Genomic DNA, 20,225 nt, shown 5'->3' on the forward strand with positions numbered 1-20,225 from the left:
AACGGGGCCCTCACAGCCGTCAACCGGCGCACACCGACGGAGTCAGAAGCGGCGCGTGATCAGCGCTCGCTTCACCTCCGCGATGGCCTTGGTGACCTCGATACCGCGCGGGCAGGCGTCCGTGCAGTTGAAGGTCGTACGGCAGCGCCACACGCCGTCGCGGTCGTTCAGGATCTCCAGCCGCTGCTCGCCGGCCTCGTCGCGCGAGTCGAAGATGAAGCGGTGGGCGTTGACGATCGCGGCCGGGCCGAAGTACTGGCCGTCGTTCCAGAACACCGGGCACGAGGACGTGCAGGCGGCGCACAGGATGCACTTGGTCGTGTCGTCGAAGCGCTCGCGGTCCTCGGCGGACTGCAGGCGCTCACGCGTCGGCTCGTTGGTGTCCTTCGTGATCAGGAAGGGCATCACGTCCCGGTACGCCTGGAAGAACGGCTCCATGTCGACGACCAGGTCCTTGAGGACCGTCAGGCCCTTGATGGCCTCGACCGTGATCGGCTTCTCGGGGCTCAGGTCCTTGATCAGCGTCTTGCAGGCGAGGCGGTTCTTGCCGTTGATCCGCATGGCGTCCGAGCCGCAGATGCCGTGCGCGCAGGAGCGGCGGAAGGTCAGGCTTCCGTCCAGGTCCCACTTGATCTTGTGCAGCGCGTCGAGGACGCGCTCCTTCGGGTCGATCTCCAGCTGGAAGTCTTCCCAGGTCGCCTCGGCCGCGACCTCCGGGTTGAACCGCCGGACGCGGAAGGTGACCGTGATGTACGGGGAGTCGGCGAAGCCGGGCTCGGGGGCCTTGTCGCTCTTCTCCATGACAGGGGTAGCCATCAGTACTTACGCTCCATCGGCTGGTAGCGGGTCTGGACGACCGGCTTGTAGTCGAGCCGGATGGACTCGGCGCCGTCGTCGCCCACCTCGCGGTACGCCATGGTGTGGCGCATGAAGTTGACGTCGTCGCGGTTGGGGAAGTCCTCGCGGTAGTGACCGCCGCGCGACTCCTTGCGGGCGAGCGCGGACACGGCCATCACCTCGGCCAGGTCGAGCAGGTTGCCCAGCTCGACGGCCTCCAGCAGGTCGGTGTTGAAGCGCCGGCCCTTGTCCTGGATCGCCACGTTCTTGTAGCGGGCGCGCAGCTCGGCGATCTTCTCGACGGCCGTCTTGATCGTCTGCTCGGTGCGGAACACCATGACGTTGGCGTCCATGCACTCCTGCAGCTCGCGGCGGATGACCGCCACCCGCTCGGTGCCGGTGGACGAGCGCAGCCGCTCGATCTGCTCGACGACCTGGGACTCGGGGGCCTCCGGCAGCTCGACGAAGTCGGCCTTCTGCGCGTACTCCGCGGCGGCGATGCCCGCGCGGCGGCCGAAAACGTTGATGTCGAGCAGCGAGTTGGTGCCCAGGCGGTTGGCGCCGTGCACCGACACGCAGGCCACCTCGCCGGCCGCGTACAGGCCCGGGACGACGGTGGTGTTGTCCGCGAGGACCTCACCCTCGACGTTGGTCGGGATGCCGCCCATGGCGTAGTGCGCGGTCGGCTGGATCGGGATCGGGTCCGTGTAGGGCTCGATGCCGAGGTAGGTCCGCGCGAACTCCGTGATGTCGGGCAGCTTGGCGTCCAGCTGCTCCGGCGGGAGGTGGGTGAGGTCCAGGTAGACGTGGTCGCCCTCGGGACCGCAGCCGCGGCCCTCGCGGATCTCCGTGTAGATGGACCGGGACACGACGTCACGGGACGCCAGGTCCTTCATGACCGGCGCGTACTTCTCCATGAAGCGCTCGCCGTCCTTGTTGCGGAGGATGCCGCCCTCACCGCGGGCGCCCTCCGTCAGCAGGATGCCCATGCGCCAGATGCCGGTCGGGTGGAACTGGAAGAACTCCATGTCCTCCAGCGGCAGCCCGCGCCGGTACACGGCCGCCTGGCCGTCGCCGGTGAGCGTGTGCGCGTTGGAGGTCACCTTGAAGAACTTGCCGGTGCCGCCGGAGGCGTAGATCACGGACTTCGCCTGGAAGACGTGGATCTCGCCGGTCGCCAGCTCGTAGGCCACCACACCGGCCGACTTCTTGACGCCGTCGACCTCGGTGATCAGCTGGTCCAGGACGTAGAACTCGTTGAAGAACTCCACGCCCTCCTTCACGCAGTTCTGATAGAGCGTCTGGAGGATCATGTGACCGGTGCGGTCGGCCGCGTAGCACGAGCGGCGGACCGGGGCCTCGCCGTGGTTGCGGCTGTGGCCGCCGAAGCGGCGCTGGTCGATCGTCCCGTCGGGCGTCCGGTTGAACGGCAGGCCCATCTTCTCCAGGTCGAGGACCGAGTCGATGGCCTCCTTCGCCAGGATCTCGGCGGCGTCCTGGTCGACCAGGTAGTCACCGCCCTTGACCGTGTCGAAGGTGTGCCACTCCCAGTTGTCCTCCTCCACGTTGGCCAGCGCGGCGGCCATGCCGCCCTGCGCGGCGCCCGTGTGGGAGCGGGTCGGGTAGAGCTTCGTCAGCACGGCGGTGCGGCTGCGCTTGGTCGACTCGATGGCCGCGCGCATGCCGGCGCCACCGGCGCCGACGATGACGGTGTCGTACTTGTGTACCTTCATGATTTTCGCAGCCCCGTGCCTAGCGGATGTTCGGGTCGAAGGTGAAGATCACCAGCGTGCCCAGCAGGATGGTGAACACCGTGGCGGTGTAGAGCAGGCCCTTGAGCCACAGGCGGGTGTTGGGGCGCTCCGCGTAGTCGTTGATGACCGTGCGCAGGCCGTTCGCGCCGTGCAGCATCGCGAGCCAGAGCATCAGGAGGTCCCAGACCTGCCAGAACGGCGAGGCCCAGCGGCCCGCCACGAAGGCGAAGCCGATCTTGGAGACGCCGCCGTCGAGCACCAGCTGGATCAGCAGGTGGCCGAGGACCAGGACGACCAGCACCACGCCGGACAGGCGCATGAAGAGCCAGGCGGCCATCTCGAAGTTGCCCCGGGTGGACTTCGGGGTCTTCTTCGTACGGGCGCGGGGCGCCTCGATGAGCGGCGCCGGGTTGTCGACCGTGTAGAGGGAGGCGCCCTCGACGGGGCCGATCCCGGAAGCGGGGGATTCAGTCGTGGACATTGGCGTCAGCTCCCGAACAGTTCACGAGCGGCGTGGCCGAGGACGGGGTAGATCGCCCCGAGCATCAGCACGACCCACAGGGCGACGACGGTCCAGAGCATCTGCTTCTGGTAGCGGGCGCCCTTGACCCAGAAGTCGACGGCGATGACACGCAGGCCGTTGAGCGCGTGGAAGAGGATGGCGGCGACGAGGCCGTACTCCAGCAGCGCGACGATCGGCGTCTTGTACGTGGCCACGACGGTGTCGTAGGCCTCGGGGGACACCCGCACGAGAGCGGTGTCCAGCACGTGAACGAACAGGAAGAAGAAGATGAGGACGCCGGTGACTCGATGAGCCACCCAGGACCACATTCCTTCCCGGCCGCGGTACAGCGTTCCAGCCGGCACGGAAATTTCCTCCGGGAGCGGGGATTGGGGCCGCGCCGGCTTTCCTTGTCGGTCGGGCCCGGCCGGGTACGGTCCACCGGCCCCCAGCATGGTAGCGACGGTTGCCTGCGGCGCTTACGGGGGGCCTGCCGTTGTGATCAAACTTGCACTCAAAGGAGCAGTGGGGGTGCTGCGGGGGCAGCTACTGGGGTGGGGGTTTGGGGTGGTTTGCCGGGTGCGGGCCGTCCGTGGCCGGTCGCGCAGTTCCCCGCGCCCCTAGAAGTCGGCGTACTCGCCCCCGTGCCAAGCGGCGCAGTTCCTCGGACGCCACCAGGCGTTCCTCGTCCTGATCGTTGGCCAAGCGTGACCGGATGGCCGCCAGTACGTGGTCCAGGGCCTCGTCGGCACTCAAGTCGTCCAAGGAGATGACGAACACGTGTCCGAAGCGGGACTCGTAGGCCGCGTGGGCCGCGTTCAGGGCGGTGTGGGCTGCCGCGTACGTGTCCTCGGGGAGGGCGGGCAGCGTCTCCGCCGCCAGGGCCTCGGTCAGGTCGTCCGGGGAGAGGTCGTAGGCCGCCTCGTCCGCCGCCGCCAGGAGGGCGGGGAGGTCCGGGTAGGGGCGGTGGGCGGTGAGGCGGTGCGCCCAGGCGCGGCTGTTCAGGCAGGTGAGGAGGGTCTCGGCGGCCTCTTCGGCGGACGCCGCGTTGAAGCGCTCCAGCGGGGCGGCCGTTGCCGGTGTGGCGCGTGTTTGCACCGGTACCGGTATGGCCACTCGGCGGGGGAGGTCGGGGAGACGGTGCGCAGGCAGCGTGGGTCCTTGTGGGCTTCACGTGTGTGTCGGCAGGGGATTGTGCGAAAGATGTGGCGTCACGTTATCGAGTGACGGCAACGCGTGTCCGTCCGATGCCCGAATTTCACCCGAACGGGAGAGTTTCAGAACATGTGGTGGACGCATGACGGCAACGGCGGCCTTAGGTTGGCGCTGTGAGCCAGCACGGAGGCCGGATACCGGCGCACAAGGTGAGACAGCGGGCCGTGATCGCCGGCGCGGTGGTCGCCGCGCTCGGTGTGGGAGTCGGCCTCTGGGCCACCGACGGCGACGGGGACGGCGGCGGCCCACCGGGGTCGTCCACCGGTGAGGCGGCCGCCCCCAGCCCCAGCAGGTCCTACCCGCTGTCCAAGGAGCCGCGCACCATACCCGCCGTGCGCGAGCACACCGCGGCCCGCGGTCCCGGCTGGCAGCCGGAGAAGGGGCACCGGGTCGTCGTCGCCGACGCGGGGCTCGCCGACGAGGGCAAGCAGATCGCGGGCGAGCTGGGCATGACGTACGCCGGGGAGAAGGACGACGAGCGCGCCGGGGACCTGCTGCTCGACGTCAGGGCCGACAAGGGCGCGAACCCGGAGTCGTACACCATGACCGTGCGCGACGACCGGGTCACCGTCACCGGGCCCGCCGAAGCCGGCGTCTACTACGGCACCCGCACCCTGAAGCAGGCAGTGGACGGCGGCGGCACCGCGCCGGAGGGCGTGGTGAAGGACGAGCCGGCCAAACCGAAGCGCGGCTTCTCCCTCGACATCGCCCGCAAGCACTACAGCGCCGACTGGATCAAGGACCGGATCCGGGAGCTGGGCGACCTGAAGTTCAACGAACTGGGTCTGCACTTCTCCGACGACCAGGCCTTCCGCATCGAGTCCGACTCGCACCCCGAGATCGTCTCGGACGAGCACCTGACCAAGGCCGAGACGAAGGAGATCATCGATCTCGCCGCCTCGCGCCACATCACGGTCGTCCCCGAGATCGACTCGCCCGGCCACCTCGGCGCCGTGATCGCCGCCCACCCCGACCTCCAGCTGCGCAACGCTCAGGGCACGGCCACCCGCGGCGCCATCGACATCTCCAAGCCGGAGGCCGCGAAGATCGTCGACGACCTGCTCGACGAGTACGCCGACCTCTTCCCCGGCTCCCAGTTCCACCTCGGCGCCGACGAGTACCAGGCGCTCGTGGTGTCCGACCCCGAGGCGTCCTACCCGACGCTGGCCGCCGCCGCCCGCAAGGCCTACGGCTCCGGCGGCACCGTCGCCGACCTCACCACCGGCTGGCTCAACGGCCGCGCCAAGACGGTCATGGCCCACGACCGGATCCCGCGCGCCTGGAACGACGGCTTCTTCAAGGGCACCTCCGTCGAGCCGCTGAAGGACATCAAGGTCGCCTACTGGACCGGCAAGGAGATCGGCGCCCGCCCGCCGACGGAGTACCTGAGCGCGGGCCGCCAGGTCCTCAACTACAACGACGAGTTCCTCTACTACGTGCTCGGCGAGCCGCAGACCTTCGTCTACCCGACCGGCGAGCGCATCTACGAGCAGTGGACCCCGCGCGTCCTGCGCGGCACCACGGCCGTCGACGCCAAGTACGACGACCAGATACTCGGCGGCAGCTTCGCCGTCTGGGGCGACTTCCCGAACGCCCAGACCCAGGCCCAGGTCGCCGAGGGCATCCGGCTGCCGCTGGCCGCGACGGTCCAGAAGCTGTGGGACCCGGGCAAGCCCGAACTGTCCTGGGCGGACTTCAGGGCGCTGGCGAACCGGCTGGACTGAGTCCGGACCTCCCGGTCCCGCCCGGCATGTCCCGGGCGGGGCGCGCCGATTGTCCGATCCTGCTGCGAACTCCCGTACGGCTGTGGTGGTCTTTTGTCCGAGCCGAACCGAAACGCCGGGGGGAACCGGGACATGGGCTACTGGGGGTACTTCGTCGTCGGCCGCGCCGAGCGGCCGCTCGCGGAGCTGGAGGCGCTGCCCGGCGCCGCGGACATGACCCTGTGCCGGTCGGCGCCGGACGGCTGGCAGGTGTGGGAGTTCGCGGGCGGCGACGGGGACGTCGGCAACATGAACGACCTGGCCGGGCAGACCGGCGCACCCGCGCTGTTCGGGTACGTGATGGACAGCGACTGCGTGGTCGTGGAGGCGGCGGCGCCCGAGAGCGGGGCATGGACGACCTGCCTGGCGCGCACCGCCATGGCCGGATACCTGGGCGCCGAGCGGGACGGGCTCACCCTGGAGGACTACTTCCTGGAGCCCCGGGACGCCGCCGAGCGCGCCGTCGCCTGGGCCGCCGAGGCGGGGCGGGTGGCGAGCGCGGGCGACCTGGCCGAGGTGCTGTCGGAGGACCCGGCGGCGGCTGCGGACGGCGCTCCCGAGACGGACCGCGACACGGACCGGGACGCGGGCCCCGCCGACGGGCCGGTGGCCGAAACCCTCTTCTTCCGGTTCCTCGACCGGCTGGGCGTCGTGCCGCTGTGACACTCCCGGGCCGTCGCACGCAGTAAGGGTCAGTGCGGGCTCCGTGGGGGTGAGCGGGGCGAAGCGGCAGGAACGGGGAGGGACCCGATGAGCCTGGTGGAACTGATCGCGCGGGCCGACGCCCGCGGACTCGCCACGAGCGGACTGGCTTGTTTGGATCGCTGCGTGCCGCTGTTGGACGGCGACGACGAGGCACTCAGACCCCTGTGGGCGACCCTCGCCGACGAGCCGGGACAGGGCTGGGCGCGGGGGCTGGCCCAAGTGCGGGACAAGCTCGCCGGCCCGGACGCCACCGGCGAGGACGAGGCCGTGGTCCTGGCCCGCCGCATGCTCGCGGCCGCGCCGGCCGAGGGTTCGGGACCGGCGCTGCGGACCTGGGCCGACGCCTGCTCCGTCGCCTCGCTCCGCGTTCACCGGCTGCTCGACCCGGCGGCGGACGCGACCGAGGGGGCCGACGTCCCGCGCGAGGGCGGCGCTCAGGGACTGCCACCGCTCGTCGCCGCCGAACTGCGCCGCCAGGTCGGCGTCCTGGAACTGCTCGCCGCTCACGGCGCGGCCGGGCTGCGTCCGGCGCTGGAGGTCTCCACGGAGGGTCGCCGGGTGCTGCGCGCGGTGGTCTCCCGGCGGGCCAGAGGACGGGGCTGAACCGCCCCCCCGACCCCCCCGAACCCACCCATGAAGCACCCCGGGCCCCGCGCGGGTCCCTGTGACCGTCGTGCGGGGAACGCGCGGCGGCGGTGCGGTGGACGTGGGGGAGGTGGGGCGGTCCTGCGCCGGTTGCGGAACGACCGGCTCTCACGTGTGACGCGGCCCCGCCCCACGGCGCTATAGCCCATGTGACGACTGTGACCAGCGGATTGACGAGCGGATGGACGAGCGGGACGACGAGCCCGCAGCAGACCCGGCCCTCGGCCGCCGCCAAGCCCGTGCGGTGGGCGGCGGACGCGGTGGCCACGCTGCGCGAGGGCGCGGGGCTGCGCCTGGACCACTCGGCGCAGAGTCTGTGGCGCGTGGACCGGGTGATCGACGGCATCCGGCGCGAGCAGGCGCCGTACGCCGCCGTGGAGACGGCGCTGCGCGGACTCGGCGCGTACGCCGGGGAGGTGATCGTGCGTGAGTCCGGCGGCGAGTGGTGGGCGACCGGTGGCGACCACTGGGTGCGCACCCCGGACGGCCGCCTGTGGGACCCGATCGACGAGGCCCGCCGCTGCTTCGCCGGGGACGGGTCGCTCCGCCTGCTGTGCCGGGACGCGACCGCGGCACCCTGACCTTCCCTGTGACACTTCTGTGCGCCCCGACGCTGATGACCTTGGGGAGCGGGCTCACCGGCGAGCGCGCCGCGCAGCACTCGGTACGGACGAGGACGGTTCTTGGGCCAGCGAGGGGAACCCCGCCGCGTACAGGCGTACGACGGGGAACTGGGCGCGGCCGTCGCGCGGGCCCAGGAAGGTGACGAGGCCGCCTTCGCGGTCGCCTACCGGCTCGTGCAGCCGGGACTGCTGGGCTACGTGCGCGCTCTGGTCGGGGAGGACGCCGAGGACGTCGCGGCGGACGCCTGGCTGGAGATAGCCCGTGACCTGCGGCGCTTCAAGGGCGACGGGGCCGGCTTCCGGGGCTGGACGGCGACGATCGCCCGGCACCGGGCCCTGGACCACCTGCGCCGCCAGAAGGTACGGCCCCGGCCCACGGGGCTGGAGCAGGACGTCCTGGACCTGCCCGGGCCGCACCTCACGCACGACCAGGTACTGGAGACCCTCTCCACCCGGGCCGCGCTCGCCCTGGTCTCGGCGCTGCCGCGCGACCAGGCCGAGGCCGTCCTGCTGCGGGTGGTCGTCGGTCTCGACGGGCCCTCCGCCGCACGGGTGCTCGGCAAGCGGCCGGGCGCGGTGCGTACCGCGACGTACCGGGGACTGAAACGGCTGGCACGGCAGCTGGGGACCGACGGTGTGACGGATGACGGTCCCAGGACGCTGGGGGAGTCGACATGAGGGGCGCCGAGGACGGCGGCCCCGCGGACCGAGCGGGAGCGGAGACGGGCATGCGGGCACGGCACGGGGAGGGCGACGGCCGCGACGCCGGTCCCCGGCCCGCCCCGGGCGGCGTCCCGGGCACGGAGGCGCTGCTCGCCGCGGCGCTGCGCGGGGAGCGGGCCGACGCCGAGGGCGAACGGCGGGCCGTGGCCGCGTTCCGGGCGGCCCGGGAGGCGGAACCGGCCCGGGCCGCGCGCACCCGGCGGCGGGACGACTGGCGGCCACGCGACGGACGGCACCCGGGGCGCGCGCTGAAGACCGCCCTCTCCCTCCTGCTGGCGAGCCTCGCCCTGGGCGGGGTCGCCTACGCGGCCATGGGCGGGGGCGGCACCGACGCGGACGACCGGGGGCCGCACCACGAGCGCCCGGCCGCCCCCACCGACAGCGCCTCGGTCCAGCCGGTCGCCACCCCGCCCGCCGCCACTCCCGCCCCCGCCACCACCGCCTCCACGCCCCCCGGTGCCTCCGCGCCGCCGGACCGCCCGGCCGCCGCCGGGGGCACCGAGGCCGACTGCCGTGCCTACGAACGACTGAAGGGCCGCGGCCGGGCACTGGACGCCACGGCCTGGCAGCGACTGGTCACGGCGGCGGGCGGCGCGGAGCACGTCGAGGCCCACTGCGCGGCCCGGCCGGCCACCGGGACCGGACGGGGACCGTCGAACGCCGACGAGAACGCCGACGAGAACGCCGACGGAGGCAACGGCGCCGCCGGGAACGGCGACGAAGGAAACGGCAACCAGGAGAACGGCGGCAGCGGCGGTGGCAACGCCGAGGGGCAGGTCCCCGGCCGGGACCGGTGACGCCAGTCCGGGACGGCCGCGGCGGCCAAGGCAACGGCCGGGGCCGCCACCCCCCACAGGAGAGGCCCCGGCCGTCGCGCGGCACGGGCCGCGCGGCGGCCCGTACTCCCTTCAGCGCCGCGACTGCGTTTTCTGTCACACCTCACCGCGTCACGGGTTAGTTGCATCTTGTACGGCAAGGCGAGAGGGACATGGACGAGTGGCGGTTTCAAGACGTAACGTGCCATTCGCGCCGATGACGGCGAGGACCACGCCCGCGACAGCGGCGCCGGTAGGCGCAGAAGGGCTGCGCAGAAAGGCTTCTCGGTGCTGGGGGACGACGCGGAGCTGACCGCCGCGGTGCGTGCGGCACAGGACGGGGACGAGGCCGCGTTCCGGACCGTGTACCGCGCCGTGCATCCACGGCTGCTGGGATACGTACGCACCCTCGTCGGCGATCACGACGCCGAGGACGTGGCCTCCGAGGCCTGGCTCCAGATAGCCCGTGACCTGGAACGGTTCGACGGCGACGCCGACCGCTTCCGCGGCTGGGCCGCCCGCATCGCCCGCAACCGCGCGCTGGACCACATCCGCATGCGCGGCCGCCGGCCGGCGATCGGCGGCGACGAGACGGAGCTGACGGGCAAGCCCGCCGAGTCCGACACCGCGGGTGAGGCCATGGAGGCGCTGGCCACCGGCAGCACCCTCTCCCTCATCGCCCGGCTCCCCCAGGACCAGGCCGAAGCGGTCGTCCTGCGCGTGGTGATGGGCCTCGACGCCAAGAGCGCCGCCGAGACCCTGGGCAAGCGGCCCGGCGCCGTCCGCACGGCGGCGCACCGCGGCCTGAAGCGCCTGGCCGAACTGCTCGGCGGCGATCCGGAATCGGGCGGCGGGCTCGACGCCCTGCCGCCGCAGCGAGAACCGCGCGGTCGTGCGGTGACGTCCGCGAGTGTGACGCATACGCGTGCGCGGACGCAGAAGGACATGTGATGGCCGACGAGCAGGACAAGTGGCTGGACCGCGAAACGGCGGAGCTCCTGCTGCGCGGAGAGCCACTGGAGGGTGTCGACCCCGCGTCCCGCGACCGGGCCGGACGACTCGTGCTGGCCCTGGGCGCGCTGTCCGCCCCACCGCCGCCGACCGGCGAGGAACTCCCCGGCGAGGCCGCCGCGTTGGCCGCCTTCCGCAAGGTGCGCGCCGAACGCGCCGACGCGGCGACGACTGCGTCGGCCGCCCTCGGGCACGGTACCGCTCCCCGGCCCGCCGACGCCGGTCTCGTCCGCATCGGCGGGGGCGACCGGCGGCCGCGCCGGAGCCGCCCCCTGCGCCTCGGGCTGGCCGCCGCGCTGACCGTCGGCATGATCGGCGGCGTGGCGGCGGCGGCCGGAACCGGAGTGCTGCCGACGCCGTTCGACGGCACCGAACCGGAACCCGCCGCCACCGTCTCGGCCGCGGTCTCCCCCGGCCGCCCGTCCGCACCGCCCTCGCCGCTGGAGGGTGTGCAGGGCGGGGCGGTGCCCGGCACCACCCCGGGCACGCCCGCCGGCGGCACCGCGCGGGACGGCGGCCGGGCCGGGGACCGCGACACCGACGACCGGGACGCGGGCGGCTCGGACGGACGGCGGAAGGGCCTCACCGCGTCGTGCCGCAAGCTGCGGGCCGGCAAGGAACTCGACACCGCCCACCGGCGCGCGCTGAAGGAGGCGGCCGGGGGAGCGTCGCGGGTCGTGAAGTACTGCGGCAGCCTCCTCGCCGGAAACGAGGGCGGCGGCCGGCACGGCGGCGACGCGGCAGAGCCGACCCGCGAGGGCGAGCTGCGCGGTGACGGCGACGGCCGGGACGACAAGAGCGGTAAGGGCGACAAAGGCGACAGGAACGACAAGGACAGCAAGAACGGCAAGAGCGACAAAGGCGACAAGAGCAAAGGCGGCAAGGGCAGCGACGGGAAGAAGGGCGGCCACGGAGACCAGGGCGACGACGGTGACGACGGCGGCAATGGCGACGGGGACGACGCGGACGCCGACATAGCCCCGCCCGCCCGCGATCCCCAGCACCCCGACCGCCCCGATCGTCCGCACCGCTCCCACGGCCCGCACGCCCGCTCGGCCTACGCGCCCCCCACCCCGACCCTCACGAGTACCGCCTGACCTGCGCTTTCGCGCACGTCGCGGATTCCCTCGCCGGGGGGTGTGACACTTTCGGCCGCCGTGGCGCAGTAATGAGTGAGCCGACTGGTCATCGGCTTTCGCACCGAGCCGGGGTTCCCCCCGTACCTGCGGCTCGTGCACCTCGGCGCGGGCGGGACACGTTCCCCCGGTCCCGCCCGCGCCCCTTCACCAGTACACGACGACCTTGTCGCCGTTCCTCACCTGCGCGTACAGCTCCGCGATCGCCGCCTCGTCCCGCACGTTGACGCAGCCGTGCGAGGCACCCGCGTAACCGCGGGCCGCGAAGTCGTAGGAGTAGTGCACGGCCTGGCCGCCGCTGAAGAACAGGGCGTACGGCATGGCCGAGTCGTAGAGCGTCGAGACGTGGTGGCGGGACTTCCAGTAGACCTGGAAGACGCCCTCCCGGGTCGGCGTGTACCGCGAGCCGAAGCGCACGGACATCGTCGACACGGTCCGCCCGTCGACCATCCAGCGCAGCGTCCGGCTCGACTTGCTGATGCACAGCACCCGGCCGGTCGTGCAGCGCGGATCGGGCGCGGCGGCGGGCTGGCCGCCCATCAGGTAGAGGTCCCACTTGCCCGGCTCGCGCGACATCCCGAGCAGCCGCTGCCAGGTGACGGTGTCCGTGCGGCCGGTCCGCGGCAGCCCGCGCTTGCCCTGGAAGCCGCTGACGGCGCGCTCGGTCAGGTCGTCGTACGTGCCGGTCGGCCCGTCCACGAGCCACTCGACCTGGCGCAGCCTGGACTGCAGCTCACGGACGTCCCGGCCGGTGTCGCCCCGCTGCCACAGCACCCTGGCGGCCCTCGCCCCGGCCGACGGCGCACCGGGTGACCGGCGGTCCCCGGGCGGCGTGCCCTTCGGCGGGGCCCCGGTGGTGACGTCTATGCGCACCGGCGCGTGCCCCTTGCCGTCCGGCCCCGTGCCCTGCACGGTGCAGCCGCCCGCCGCCAGTGCCGCCCCCAGCGCGACGGCGACCACCCGTCCCGTGCTCCCCATGCCCGTCATACGCACCACGGCCCCCCGTCGTCTCACGGTCCCGCACCGACGTCCCCTGAGTTGTTCCCGCGGATGACGCGCCGCGAACGGCACGGCATCGTTGTGACCGGGACCGCATCGAGGTTGTGAGGAAGGTCCCAGCGTGCGCCTCTCCACGGGCTGCACGCGCGCGGATACAGTCCGTCGAGGAATCGGCCTGCACTGGCGGGTAAATGACGGGTAGTTTGACCAGTTCGAACATGTGCTCAGCGGGAGGCATCACACCATGACGCGCGAGTCCGAGTCCGGGCTGCCCATCGAACCGGTCTACGGGCCCGACGCCCTGGAGGGCTGGGACGCGGGCGAGAAGCTGGGCGAGCCCGGGAAGTATCCCTTCACGCGGGGCGTGTACCCGTCGATGTACACGGGTCGGCCGTGGACGATGCGCCAGTACGCCGGTTTCGGCACGGCGACGGAGTCCAACGCCCGCTACAAGCAGCTGATCGCGAACGGCACGATGGGTCTGTCGGTCGCCTTCGACCTGCCCACCCAGATGGGCCACGACTCCGACGCGCCGATCGCGAGCGGCGAGGTCGGCAAGGTCGGCGTGGCCATCGACTCCATCGACGACATGCGGGTGCTGTTCGGCGGGATCCCGCTGGACAAGGTCTCCACGTCGATGACGATCAACGCCCCGGCCTCCCTGCTGCTCCTGCTCTACCAACTCGTCGCCGAGGAGCAGGGCGTGAGCGCCGACCGGCTCACCGGCACGATCCAGAACGACGTGCTGAAGGAGTACATCGCGCGCGGGACGTACATCTTCCCGCCCAAGCCCTCCCTCCGCCTGATCGCGGACATCTTCAAGTACTGCAAGGCCGAGATCCCGAAGTGGAACACCATCTCGATCTCCGGCTACCACATGGCCGAGGCGGGTGCCTCGCCCGCGCAGGAGATCGCGTTCACCCTCGCGGACGGCATCGAGTACGTGCGCACCGCGGTCGCGGCCGGCATGGACGTGGACGACTTCGCGCCCCGCCTGTCCTTCTTCTTCGTGTCCCGCACGACGATCCTGGAGGAGGTCGCCAAGTTCCGCGCGGCCCGCCGGATCTGGGCGCGGGTGATGAAGGAGGAGTTCGGCGCGCAAAACCCCAAGTCGCTGATGCTGCGCTTCCACACCCAGACCGCGGGTGTGCAGCTGACCGCCCAGCAGCCCGAGGTGAACCTGGTGCGCGTCGCCGTGCAGGGTCTGGGCGCGGTCCTGGGCGGCACGCAGTCGCTGCACACCAACTCCTTCGACGAGGCCATCGCGCTGCCCACCGACAAGTCGGCCCGCCTGGCCCTGCGCACCCAGCAGGTCCTGGCCTACGAGACGGACGTGACGGCCACGGTGGACCCGTTCGCCGGGTCCTACGTCGTGGAGAAGATGACCGACGACGTCGAGGCGGCCGCCCTGGAGCTGATGGGCAAGGTCGAGGACCTGGGCGGCGCGGTCAACGCCATCGAGCACGGCTTCCAGAAGAGCGAGATCGAGCGCTCCGCCTACCGCATCGCCCAGGAGACCGACTCCGGCGAGCGGGTCGTGGTCGGCGTCAACCGCTTCCAGCTCGACGAGGAGGAGCCCTACGAACCCCTCCGCGTCGACCCGGCCATCGAGGCCCAGCAGGCCGAGCGGCTGGCCAGGCTCCGCGCGGAACGCGACCAGACGGCCGTGGACTCCGCACTGACGGCCCTGAAGAAGGCCGCCGAGGGCGAGGACAACGTCCTCTACCCCATGAAGGACGCCCTCCGGGCCCGCGCCACCGTCGGCGAGGTCTGCAACGCGCTGCGGGAGGTCTGGGGGACGTACGTCCCCTCGGACGCCTTCTGACGACGGCCGGGCCGGAGGATCAGGCGCCCAGGCCGAACCGGCCCAGGTAGGCGTCGAGGCCCTCCGGCGTCTCCCCGGCCCACCCGACGTACCCGTCCGGCCGCACGAGGAACAGCCCCGTCCCGTACGCCCCGTGCGCGCCCCCGCGCACCACCCTCACCGCGGGGCCCACGCCACCGCCGGGCGCGTCGGTGCCCAGGGCCAGCAGCGTCCAGTGCGGCCCCCGGAAGGCGTCGAAGAGCCGTACGCCGTCCACCCGGCCGTCGGGCGCGCGGTCCCCGGCCCGTATCGCGTCCTCGCCGACGGCGTCCCGCGTCTCCGCCGTCAGCGACGAGTCCCGGTAGCCGATCCCCAGCTGCCGGGTCGCCCCGCCGCGCCGCACCTCGCCGCGGTGGACGGCGGTCGACAGGTCGAGCATCCGCGCGGCGATCGGGCGCCGCTCCTCCTCGTAGCTGTCCAGGAGCGCGGCCGGGGCGTCGCCCCTGAGCACCGCGCCCAGCTTCCAGCCCAGGTTGTAGGCGTCCTGGACGCTGGTGTTCAGCCCCTGGCCGCCCGCGGGCGAGTGCACGTGCGCCGCGTCGCCGGCGATGAAGACCCGGCCCGCGCGGAAACGGTCGGCCAGGGCCGCCCGCGGCCGGAAGTCGGAGACCCAGCGGACCTCGGTCACGTCCTCGGCGGCGATGTGCGAGCGCTCCGCGACGACCTTGCGGACGCCGTCCGCGGAGGTGTCCACGTCCGAGCCCTCCGGGAACCGCGCCATCACCTGGAAGTCCTCGGTGCCGGCCAGCGGGCAGACGGCGAGCAGGTCGACGCCGTCGCCCGGCGGGAAGACGTGCCAGTTGTCGCGGTCCAGGCCGGTGATCCGGACGTCCGCCACCAGCGTCGGGCTCGGGTCGACGGTCTCGCCGGTCATGCCGATGCCCAGCGCGCGGCGCACCGCCGACCGGCCGCCGTCCGCCGCGACCAGGTAGCGGGCGCGCACCGTGCCGCCCGAGGAGAGGTGCGCGGTGACGCCGTCCTCGTCCTGCGTGACACCGGCGACCTCGTGGCGGAAGGCGACCTTGCCGCCCAGTTCCGCCAGCCGCGCGGCCAGGATCTCCTGCGTGCGCCACTGCGGCACCATCCACGCCCTGTTGTACGGCGAGTCCTCGCTCGGCTCGGCCGGGTCGAACATGTCGTGCTCGCCGACCCGCTCGCCGTCCCGCCAGATCATGCCGACCGGGTAGGGGCCGCCCACCGCGTGGATCGTGTCGACGATGCCGAGGTCGTCGAAGACCTCCATGGTGCGGGGCTGGAAGCCCTTGCCCCGTGAGCCCGGGAAGAGTTCCGCGGCGCCCTCCAGGACCAGCGCGTCCACGCCGCGGCGGGCCAGGTCGACGCCGAGGGTGAGACCGGTGGGGCCCGCGCCGACGATCAGTACCTCCGTGTCCAGGACATCCGGGTCCAGGGCGTGCGTATCCATGACATTCATGGCAACTCTCCTTAACGACGTTAAGTCCCGTGTGGGTTCGAGGATGGACTTAACGCCGTTAAGCTGTCAAGCGTGAGTACGGAACGACGCGCCCCCCTCGACCGCCGACGGGTCGCGGACACGGCGCTGAAACTGCTGAACGAGGTGGGCCTCGACGGCCTGTCCCTGCGCACCATCGCCAGGGAGCTGGACGTCAAGGCGCCCGCCCTGTACTGGCACTTCAAGGACAAGCAGGCCCTGCTCGACGAGATGGCCACCGAGATGTACCGGCGGATGGTCGCCGGGACCCCCCTCGACCCGGCCGACACCTGGCGCGAGCGGCTGCTCAAGGCCAACCGCGGCCTGCGCGCCGCCCTGCTCGCCTATCGCGACGGCGCCAAGGTGTTCAGCGGCTCACGCTTCACCGGCGCGGTGCACGCCGAGTACATGGAGGGCACCCTGCGGCTGTTCACCGCCACCGGGTTCACCCTCGCTCAGGCGGTGCGGGCGACCACGACGACGAACATGTTCACGCTCGGCTTCGTCACCGAGGAACAGGGCGTCGAGCCCCTGCCCGGCGAGCGCCGGGAGGGCTTCGACGTGGCGGAACGCGCCCGCCTGCTGGCCGACTACCCTCTGACGGCCGCGGCGGGCGCGGAGATCTTCACGGACTACGACCAGCACTTCGAGGAGTCGCTGGCCCTGGTGATCGAGGGCATCGCGGCGACCTACGGCCTCGACTGAGCCGCCCCTGACGCCCTGCCCGCCTTCGCCCGCTGTGCCGCCCGGTACCGGCGCACCGCACGCGTGACGAGCGGCGGCAGCAGGTCCAGGGCGAGCCGCCGGGTGCGCTCCCGCGGGGCCGAAACCCGAGCCGCACGGGCCGCCGGACGGGCCTGCGCGGGCTGCCCAGGCACCGGGGCGGCCCCCGGCCGGCCCGCGCCCGGTACCGGGGCGGACGCCGGAACGGTTGCCGGAGCGGTCGCCGGGTGCCGCGAGGACGGCAGCGAGGGCGGCCGCAGCCGCTTGCCCTTGGCCCGGGTCCGCACCAGCCGGTGCCCCGCGGCCCGCTCCACGGTCACGGCGATGTCGTCGCGCCCGCGCAGCGCCGCCAGCAGCTCCTCCCGCACGGGCTCCGGGTCGCCCCAGGTGCCGTACAGCTTCTGGCTGCTCAGGCAGACCGGGCGCAGCCCGCGGTTGAGCACCGCCTCCCAGGCCGCGACGGCGACGCCCGGGGTGTGCTCGCTGCGGAAGTCGTCCAGGACGACGATGCCGTCGGGCCCCAGCAGCTCCCTGGCCGCGCCGATGTCGCCCTCGACGTGCTCGTACAGGTGCGAGGCGTCGATGTGGACGAAGCGGCAGGTGCCCGGCGCGACCTCGTCGACGACCGCGGAACTGGGCGCCTGGATGATCGTCGGCAGGGTGTCGTGGAAGGAGAGGTAGTTGCGTTCGAAGGCCTGGCGGGTGAGCGAGGAGTACGACTTCGCCGCCTCCGCCCGGTTGGCCGCGTCCGGGGGCTCGGCCCCGAACAGGTCGCAGACGGTGAGCGTCTCGCCGTCCCGCAGCCGGTGCCCGAGCAGGATCGCGCTCTTGCCCAGGTAGGCGCCCAGCTCCAGCAGGTCGCCGCGGGTGTCCAGCCGCTCCTGCCGCTCCAGGAACCAGGAGAACAGCACCTGGTCGAGCGGCCAGAACCAGCCGGGGACGTCGTTCAGCTCACCGGGGTACTCGTGCGTCTCTTGCGCAGTGGCCATGAGGCGAGGATGCATCCTCGACACCCGAAATGGAGTCGGCACGCGCGATCCGACGGTCAGAAAATCGCACGAATCGCTCAATGTGTCCGGGACAGCACCCTGCGGAGCCACGGCGTCAGCGGCCGTTCGACGCACCGGTGCAGCACCCACGCCAGGGCCAGCATCGCGGTGACGGTCAGCGCGAAGGTCGCCGCCGCCGGCACCCGCAGGTCACGGTGCAGGACGTGGATCACCACCCAGCCGAGATGCTCGTGGACCAGGTAGAACGGGTACGTCAGCGCCCCGGCCACCGTCAGCCCCCGCCAGTTCACCCGGTCCAGCAGGCCCAGCGCCACCGCCCCGACCGCCGCGAAGCCGAGCGCGACGACCAGGACGATGCCGAGGGTGGTGCGGTGGGCGAAGGCGTGCGGGTCGGCGGCGTTCCACAGCCCGCGCACCGTGTGGTGCTGTCCGACCAGGAAGCCGGCCGCCACGATGCCCCAGGCGTGGGCGTCCCGCCGGTCGCGGTGGACGAGGTACAGGCCGATGCCGCCGACGAAGAACGGCGCGTACTCCGGCATCAGCACCAGGTCCAGCAGCGGCTCGTGCGCGGCCTGCGCGAGAGCCGACGTCAGCAGCCATCCGGCGCAGAACAGGACGACCCGCCCGCGGTTCGCGCCGGGCAGGACCACACACAGCGCGAACAGCGCGTAGAAGCGGATCTCCACCCACAGCGTCCAGCACACGCCCAGCACCCGGTCCGCGCCCAGCGGCTGCTGCAGCATGGTCAGGTTGACCAGCGCGTCGCTCGGCGACACCGCGTCGTAGGCCACCACCGGCAGCGCGAACACCGCCGTGACCAGGGCCACCGCCACCCAGTAGGCGGGCAGCAGCCGGGACGCGCGGGAGGCGAAGAACGACGTCAGCGAACGCCCCCAGCCGCTCATGCAGATCACGAACCCGCTGATCACGAAGAAGATCTGCACCCCGAGGCAGCCGTAGGCGAACAGGTGGTGCAGCGTCGGGAACTGGCGGGCCGGTGAACTGCCCCAGGCGTCGGCCACCGCCCCGCCGCGTCCGCCGTAGTGGTACGCCGCCACCATCAGCGCGGCCACCAGCCGCAGCCCGTCCAGGGCTCGCAGCCGCCCGGGGCCGCCCTTCGCCCCCTTCGCCCGCGGCGCACGCGGCGCCCGCTCGGACACGCGGGAGGCGTCCGCGACGGGAGGTGTCACCGGCGCGCTCACGACCGCCTCGGTCACTTGCTCCGCTCCTTCGGCCGTGCCGCTCGTCCCTCGCCGCTCAGGCCGCCCGCAGGAAGGCGGAGTGCGCTGCCTTGCCCAGGTAGGTGAAGCGCGTGTCGTCCTTCAGGTGCTCGTCCAGGGCCTCCTTGATGCCGGGCCAGGCGGGGTCGCCGAAGTCGTCCAGGACGACGACCGCTCCGGGCGCGGCGATCTCCTCGGCCCACTGGAGGTCCTGGCGGACGCCGTTCGCCGAGTGGTCGCCGTCGACGACGATGACGCCGTAGGAGCGGTCCGAGACGGCCGCGCGGGTGTCGGCGTCCTCGGAGAAGCCCTGCTGGACGCGGGCCGCGACACCCGCAGGACCGGCCAGGGCGAGGTTGGTGCGTACGGCGTCCTCCGCCACCGGGGTGCCCGTCGGGTCGGGGCGCACCGTGGTGCCGGGCTGGAGCTGGACGCCGGCGAACGGGTCCACGATGGTCAGGCTCGGGCTGCGGCCGTCGCGCTCCATCATCCGGATCAGCCCGGTGGAGAACATGCCGTACAGCGTGCCTATCTCCAGGATCTCGTCGTTCGGCGGATCGAGCAGCGGGATGGTGCCGAGCTTGCCGCAGATGTTCATGGTGCCGCCCGCCACCCGGCCCACGCCCAGCGACTCCAGCGCGATCAGGAGGCGGTAGGCGGTGGCGACGTTGCGCTCCGCCGCGCCGCGGTCCCCGGCCAGGGCCGCGACCTCGCGGTAGAGACGGTCCAGGGAACCCTTGGCCACCGTCCGGGACAGGCCCCGCCCGGACGCGCCGACGAGCAGTTCGAAGGTGAGCCGCTGCTTCTCGATGGCGTCGGTGTCCTGCACCGGCCGCCGGGCGTCGGCCGCGCGGATCCGTCGCTCGATGCGCTGATCGATGAGATCGGCGACGGGACGCAGCAGGCGCCGGGAGGCCGAACTGCGGAGCAGGGTGCGGCTGTTCATGGGTCAACGACCTCAATCCGTCACAGAGGTGAACGTGGGTACGTGGAACGCCAGTGGGGTGGGTGGGGCCAGATTAGGGATGTCCCGCACCGGAAGAGGAGCTCTCGAACGGACCAGGAAAGGAACTTCTGCGGAACGCGGGATGGCCGGACGATGGAGGATCCCGGCGTTCACCGGAAGGTCACCCACAGGTGGCCGATGTTCATCCGGCGCCGCTTTTGGCGCCCACGGCGTTCTCATAGCCTGCGTCGACGTGCCCGGCGCGCACCCGCGGTCGCGGGGGC

Annotated in this window: 20 protein-coding genes; 10 read left to right on the plus strand and 10 right to left on the minus strand. The window is 72.5% G+C overall.

Features of this window, described 5'->3' with window-relative positions; translation table 11 throughout:
• Positions 1–42: 42 nt before the first annotated feature.
• The 5 genes from ACGH52_RS23735 to ACGH52_RS23755 form a co-directional block, all read right to left on the minus strand.
• Positions 43–816, minus strand: a complete 774-nt coding sequence (locus ACGH52_RS23735; protein ID WP_059302467.1) for a succinate dehydrogenase iron-sulfur subunit — start codon at positions 814–816, stop codon at positions 43–45.
• Complete coding sequence (gene sdhA / locus ACGH52_RS23740; RefSeq protein WP_076975938.1) at positions 816–2,570, minus strand: succinate dehydrogenase flavoprotein subunit; 1,755 nt, start codon at positions 2,568–2,570, stop codon at positions 816–818. Before sdhA ends, ACGH52_RS23735 begins: the two co-directional genes overlap by 1 nt.
• Before the next feature lie 19 nt (positions 2,571–2,589).
• Complete coding sequence (locus tag ACGH52_RS23745) at positions 2,590–3,072, minus strand: succinate dehydrogenase hydrophobic membrane anchor subunit (protein ID WP_030145603.1); 483 nt, start codon at positions 3,070–3,072, stop codon at positions 2,590–2,592.
• 5 nt (positions 3,073–3,077) lie between these two features.
• Positions 3,078–3,458 carry a succinate dehydrogenase, cytochrome b556 subunit gene (gene sdhC, locus ACGH52_RS23750; RefSeq protein WP_003974113.1) on the minus strand — a complete coding sequence of 127 codons (381 nt, stop codon included), beginning with the start codon at positions 3,456–3,458 and terminating at the stop codon, positions 3,078–3,080.
• A 181-nt stretch (positions 3,459–3,639) separates the two neighbouring features.
• Positions 3,640–4,191, minus strand: a complete 552-nt coding sequence (locus ACGH52_RS23755) for a 2-oxo-4-hydroxy-4-carboxy-5-ureidoimidazoline decarboxylase (protein WP_399942147.1) — start codon at positions 4,189–4,191, stop codon at positions 3,640–3,642.
• Positions 4,192–4,421: 230 nt separating this feature from the next.
• Between ACGH52_RS23755 and ACGH52_RS23760 the strand changes: the two genes are divergently transcribed.
• The 8 genes from ACGH52_RS23760 to ACGH52_RS23795 all read left to right on the plus strand — a co-directional run bounded on the left by ACGH52_RS23760 (position 4,422) and on the right by ACGH52_RS23795 (position 11,690).
• Complete coding sequence (locus ACGH52_RS23760; RefSeq protein ID WP_399942150.1) at positions 4,422–6,032, plus strand: glycoside hydrolase family 20 protein; 1,611 nt, start codon at positions 4,422–4,424, stop codon at positions 6,030–6,032.
• Positions 6,033–6,164: 132 nt separating this feature from the next.
• Positions 6,165–6,734, plus strand: a complete 570-nt coding sequence (locus ACGH52_RS23765) for a hypothetical protein (protein WP_399942153.1) — start codon at positions 6,165–6,167, stop codon at positions 6,732–6,734.
• A gap of 87 nt (positions 6,735–6,821) precedes the next feature.
• A complete protein-coding gene (locus ACGH52_RS23770; RefSeq protein WP_399942156.1) occupies positions 6,822–7,379 on the plus strand; it encodes a hypothetical protein in 558 nt (185 codons plus the stop codon).
• Between the two features lie 200 nt (positions 7,380–7,579).
• Entirely contained in the window at positions 7,580–8,002 is a 423-nt protein-coding gene (locus ACGH52_RS23775) for a hypothetical protein (RefSeq protein ID WP_076975943.1), read from the plus strand.
• A 102-nt stretch (positions 8,003–8,104) separates the two neighbouring features.
• Positions 8,105–8,722, plus strand: a complete 618-nt coding sequence (locus ACGH52_RS23780; protein WP_059302475.1) for an RNA polymerase sigma factor — start codon at positions 8,105–8,107, stop codon at positions 8,720–8,722.
• Complete coding sequence (locus tag ACGH52_RS23785) at positions 8,719–9,564, plus strand: hypothetical protein (protein ID WP_399942159.1); 846 nt, start codon at positions 8,719–8,721, stop codon at positions 9,562–9,564. The genes ACGH52_RS23780 and ACGH52_RS23785 overlap by 4 nt, the downstream gene beginning before the upstream one ends.
• 306 nt (positions 9,565–9,870) lie before the next feature.
• Complete coding sequence (locus ACGH52_RS23790) at positions 9,871–10,533, plus strand: RNA polymerase sigma factor (protein WP_059302477.1); 663 nt, start codon at positions 9,871–9,873, stop codon at positions 10,531–10,533.
• Complete coding sequence (locus ACGH52_RS23795; protein ID WP_399942162.1) at positions 10,533–11,690, plus strand: hypothetical protein; 1,158 nt, start codon at positions 10,533–10,535, stop codon at positions 11,688–11,690. Before ACGH52_RS23790 ends, ACGH52_RS23795 begins: the two co-directional genes overlap by 1 nt.
• 186 nt (positions 11,691–11,876) lie before the next feature.
• Here the strand turns inward: ACGH52_RS23795 and ACGH52_RS23800 are convergent, their stop codons facing one another.
• Positions 11,877–12,707 (minus strand): L,D-transpeptidase family protein, encoded by an 831-nt coding sequence (locus tag ACGH52_RS23800; protein ID WP_210978003.1) that lies wholly within the window; start codon positions 12,705–12,707, stop codon positions 11,877–11,879.
• Between the two features lie 265 nt (positions 12,708–12,972).
• Between ACGH52_RS23800 and ACGH52_RS23805 the strand changes: the two genes are divergently transcribed.
• The gene (locus ACGH52_RS23805) at positions 12,973–14,553 is read left to right on the plus strand and encodes a methylmalonyl-CoA mutase (protein WP_399942165.1); all 1,581 of its coding nucleotides are present in this window, start codon (positions 12,973–12,975) and stop codon (positions 14,551–14,553) included.
• 19 nt (positions 14,554–14,572) lie between these two features.
• On the opposite strand, the gene ACGH52_RS23810 is transcribed toward ACGH52_RS23805, so the two are convergent.
• Positions 14,573–16,024 (minus strand): FAD-dependent oxidoreductase, encoded by a 1,452-nt coding sequence (locus ACGH52_RS23810; RefSeq protein ID WP_399942168.1) that lies wholly within the window; start codon positions 16,022–16,024, stop codon positions 14,573–14,575.
• A 72-nt stretch (positions 16,025–16,096) separates the two neighbouring features.
• Here ACGH52_RS23810 and ACGH52_RS23815 point away from each other — a divergent pair, with 72 nt between their 5' ends.
• Complete coding sequence (locus tag ACGH52_RS23815; RefSeq protein WP_210975923.1) at positions 16,097–16,747, plus strand: TetR/AcrR family transcriptional regulator; 651 nt, start codon at positions 16,097–16,099, stop codon at positions 16,745–16,747.
• Here ACGH52_RS23815 and ACGH52_RS23820 read toward each other — a convergent pair.
• The 3 genes from ACGH52_RS23820 to ACGH52_RS23830 form a co-directional block, all read right to left on the minus strand.
• A complete protein-coding gene (locus tag ACGH52_RS23820) occupies positions 16,732–17,754 on the minus strand; it encodes a class I SAM-dependent methyltransferase (RefSeq protein WP_059302228.1) in 1,023 nt (340 codons plus the stop codon). The two genes, ACGH52_RS23815 and ACGH52_RS23820, sit on opposite strands and share 16 nt — an antisense overlap.
• Positions 17,755–17,831: 77 nt before the next feature.
• Positions 17,832–18,992, minus strand: coding sequence for an acyltransferase (locus tag ACGH52_RS23825; protein WP_121703825.1), 1,161 nt, complete (start codon positions 18,990–18,992; stop codon positions 17,832–17,834).
• Positions 18,993–19,032: 40 nt separating this feature from the next.
• Positions 19,033–19,941 carry a class I SAM-dependent methyltransferase gene (locus ACGH52_RS23830; protein ID WP_059302227.1) on the minus strand — a complete coding sequence of 303 codons (909 nt, stop codon included), beginning with the start codon at positions 19,939–19,941 and terminating at the stop codon, positions 19,033–19,035.
• Positions 19,942–20,225: the final 284 nt, after the last annotated feature.

This window comes from Streptomyces sp. BBFR25 (genome assembly GCF_044590125.1).
Classification (GTDB): Bacteria; Actinomycetota; Actinomycetes; order Streptomycetales; family Streptomycetaceae; genus Streptomyces; species Streptomyces canus_D.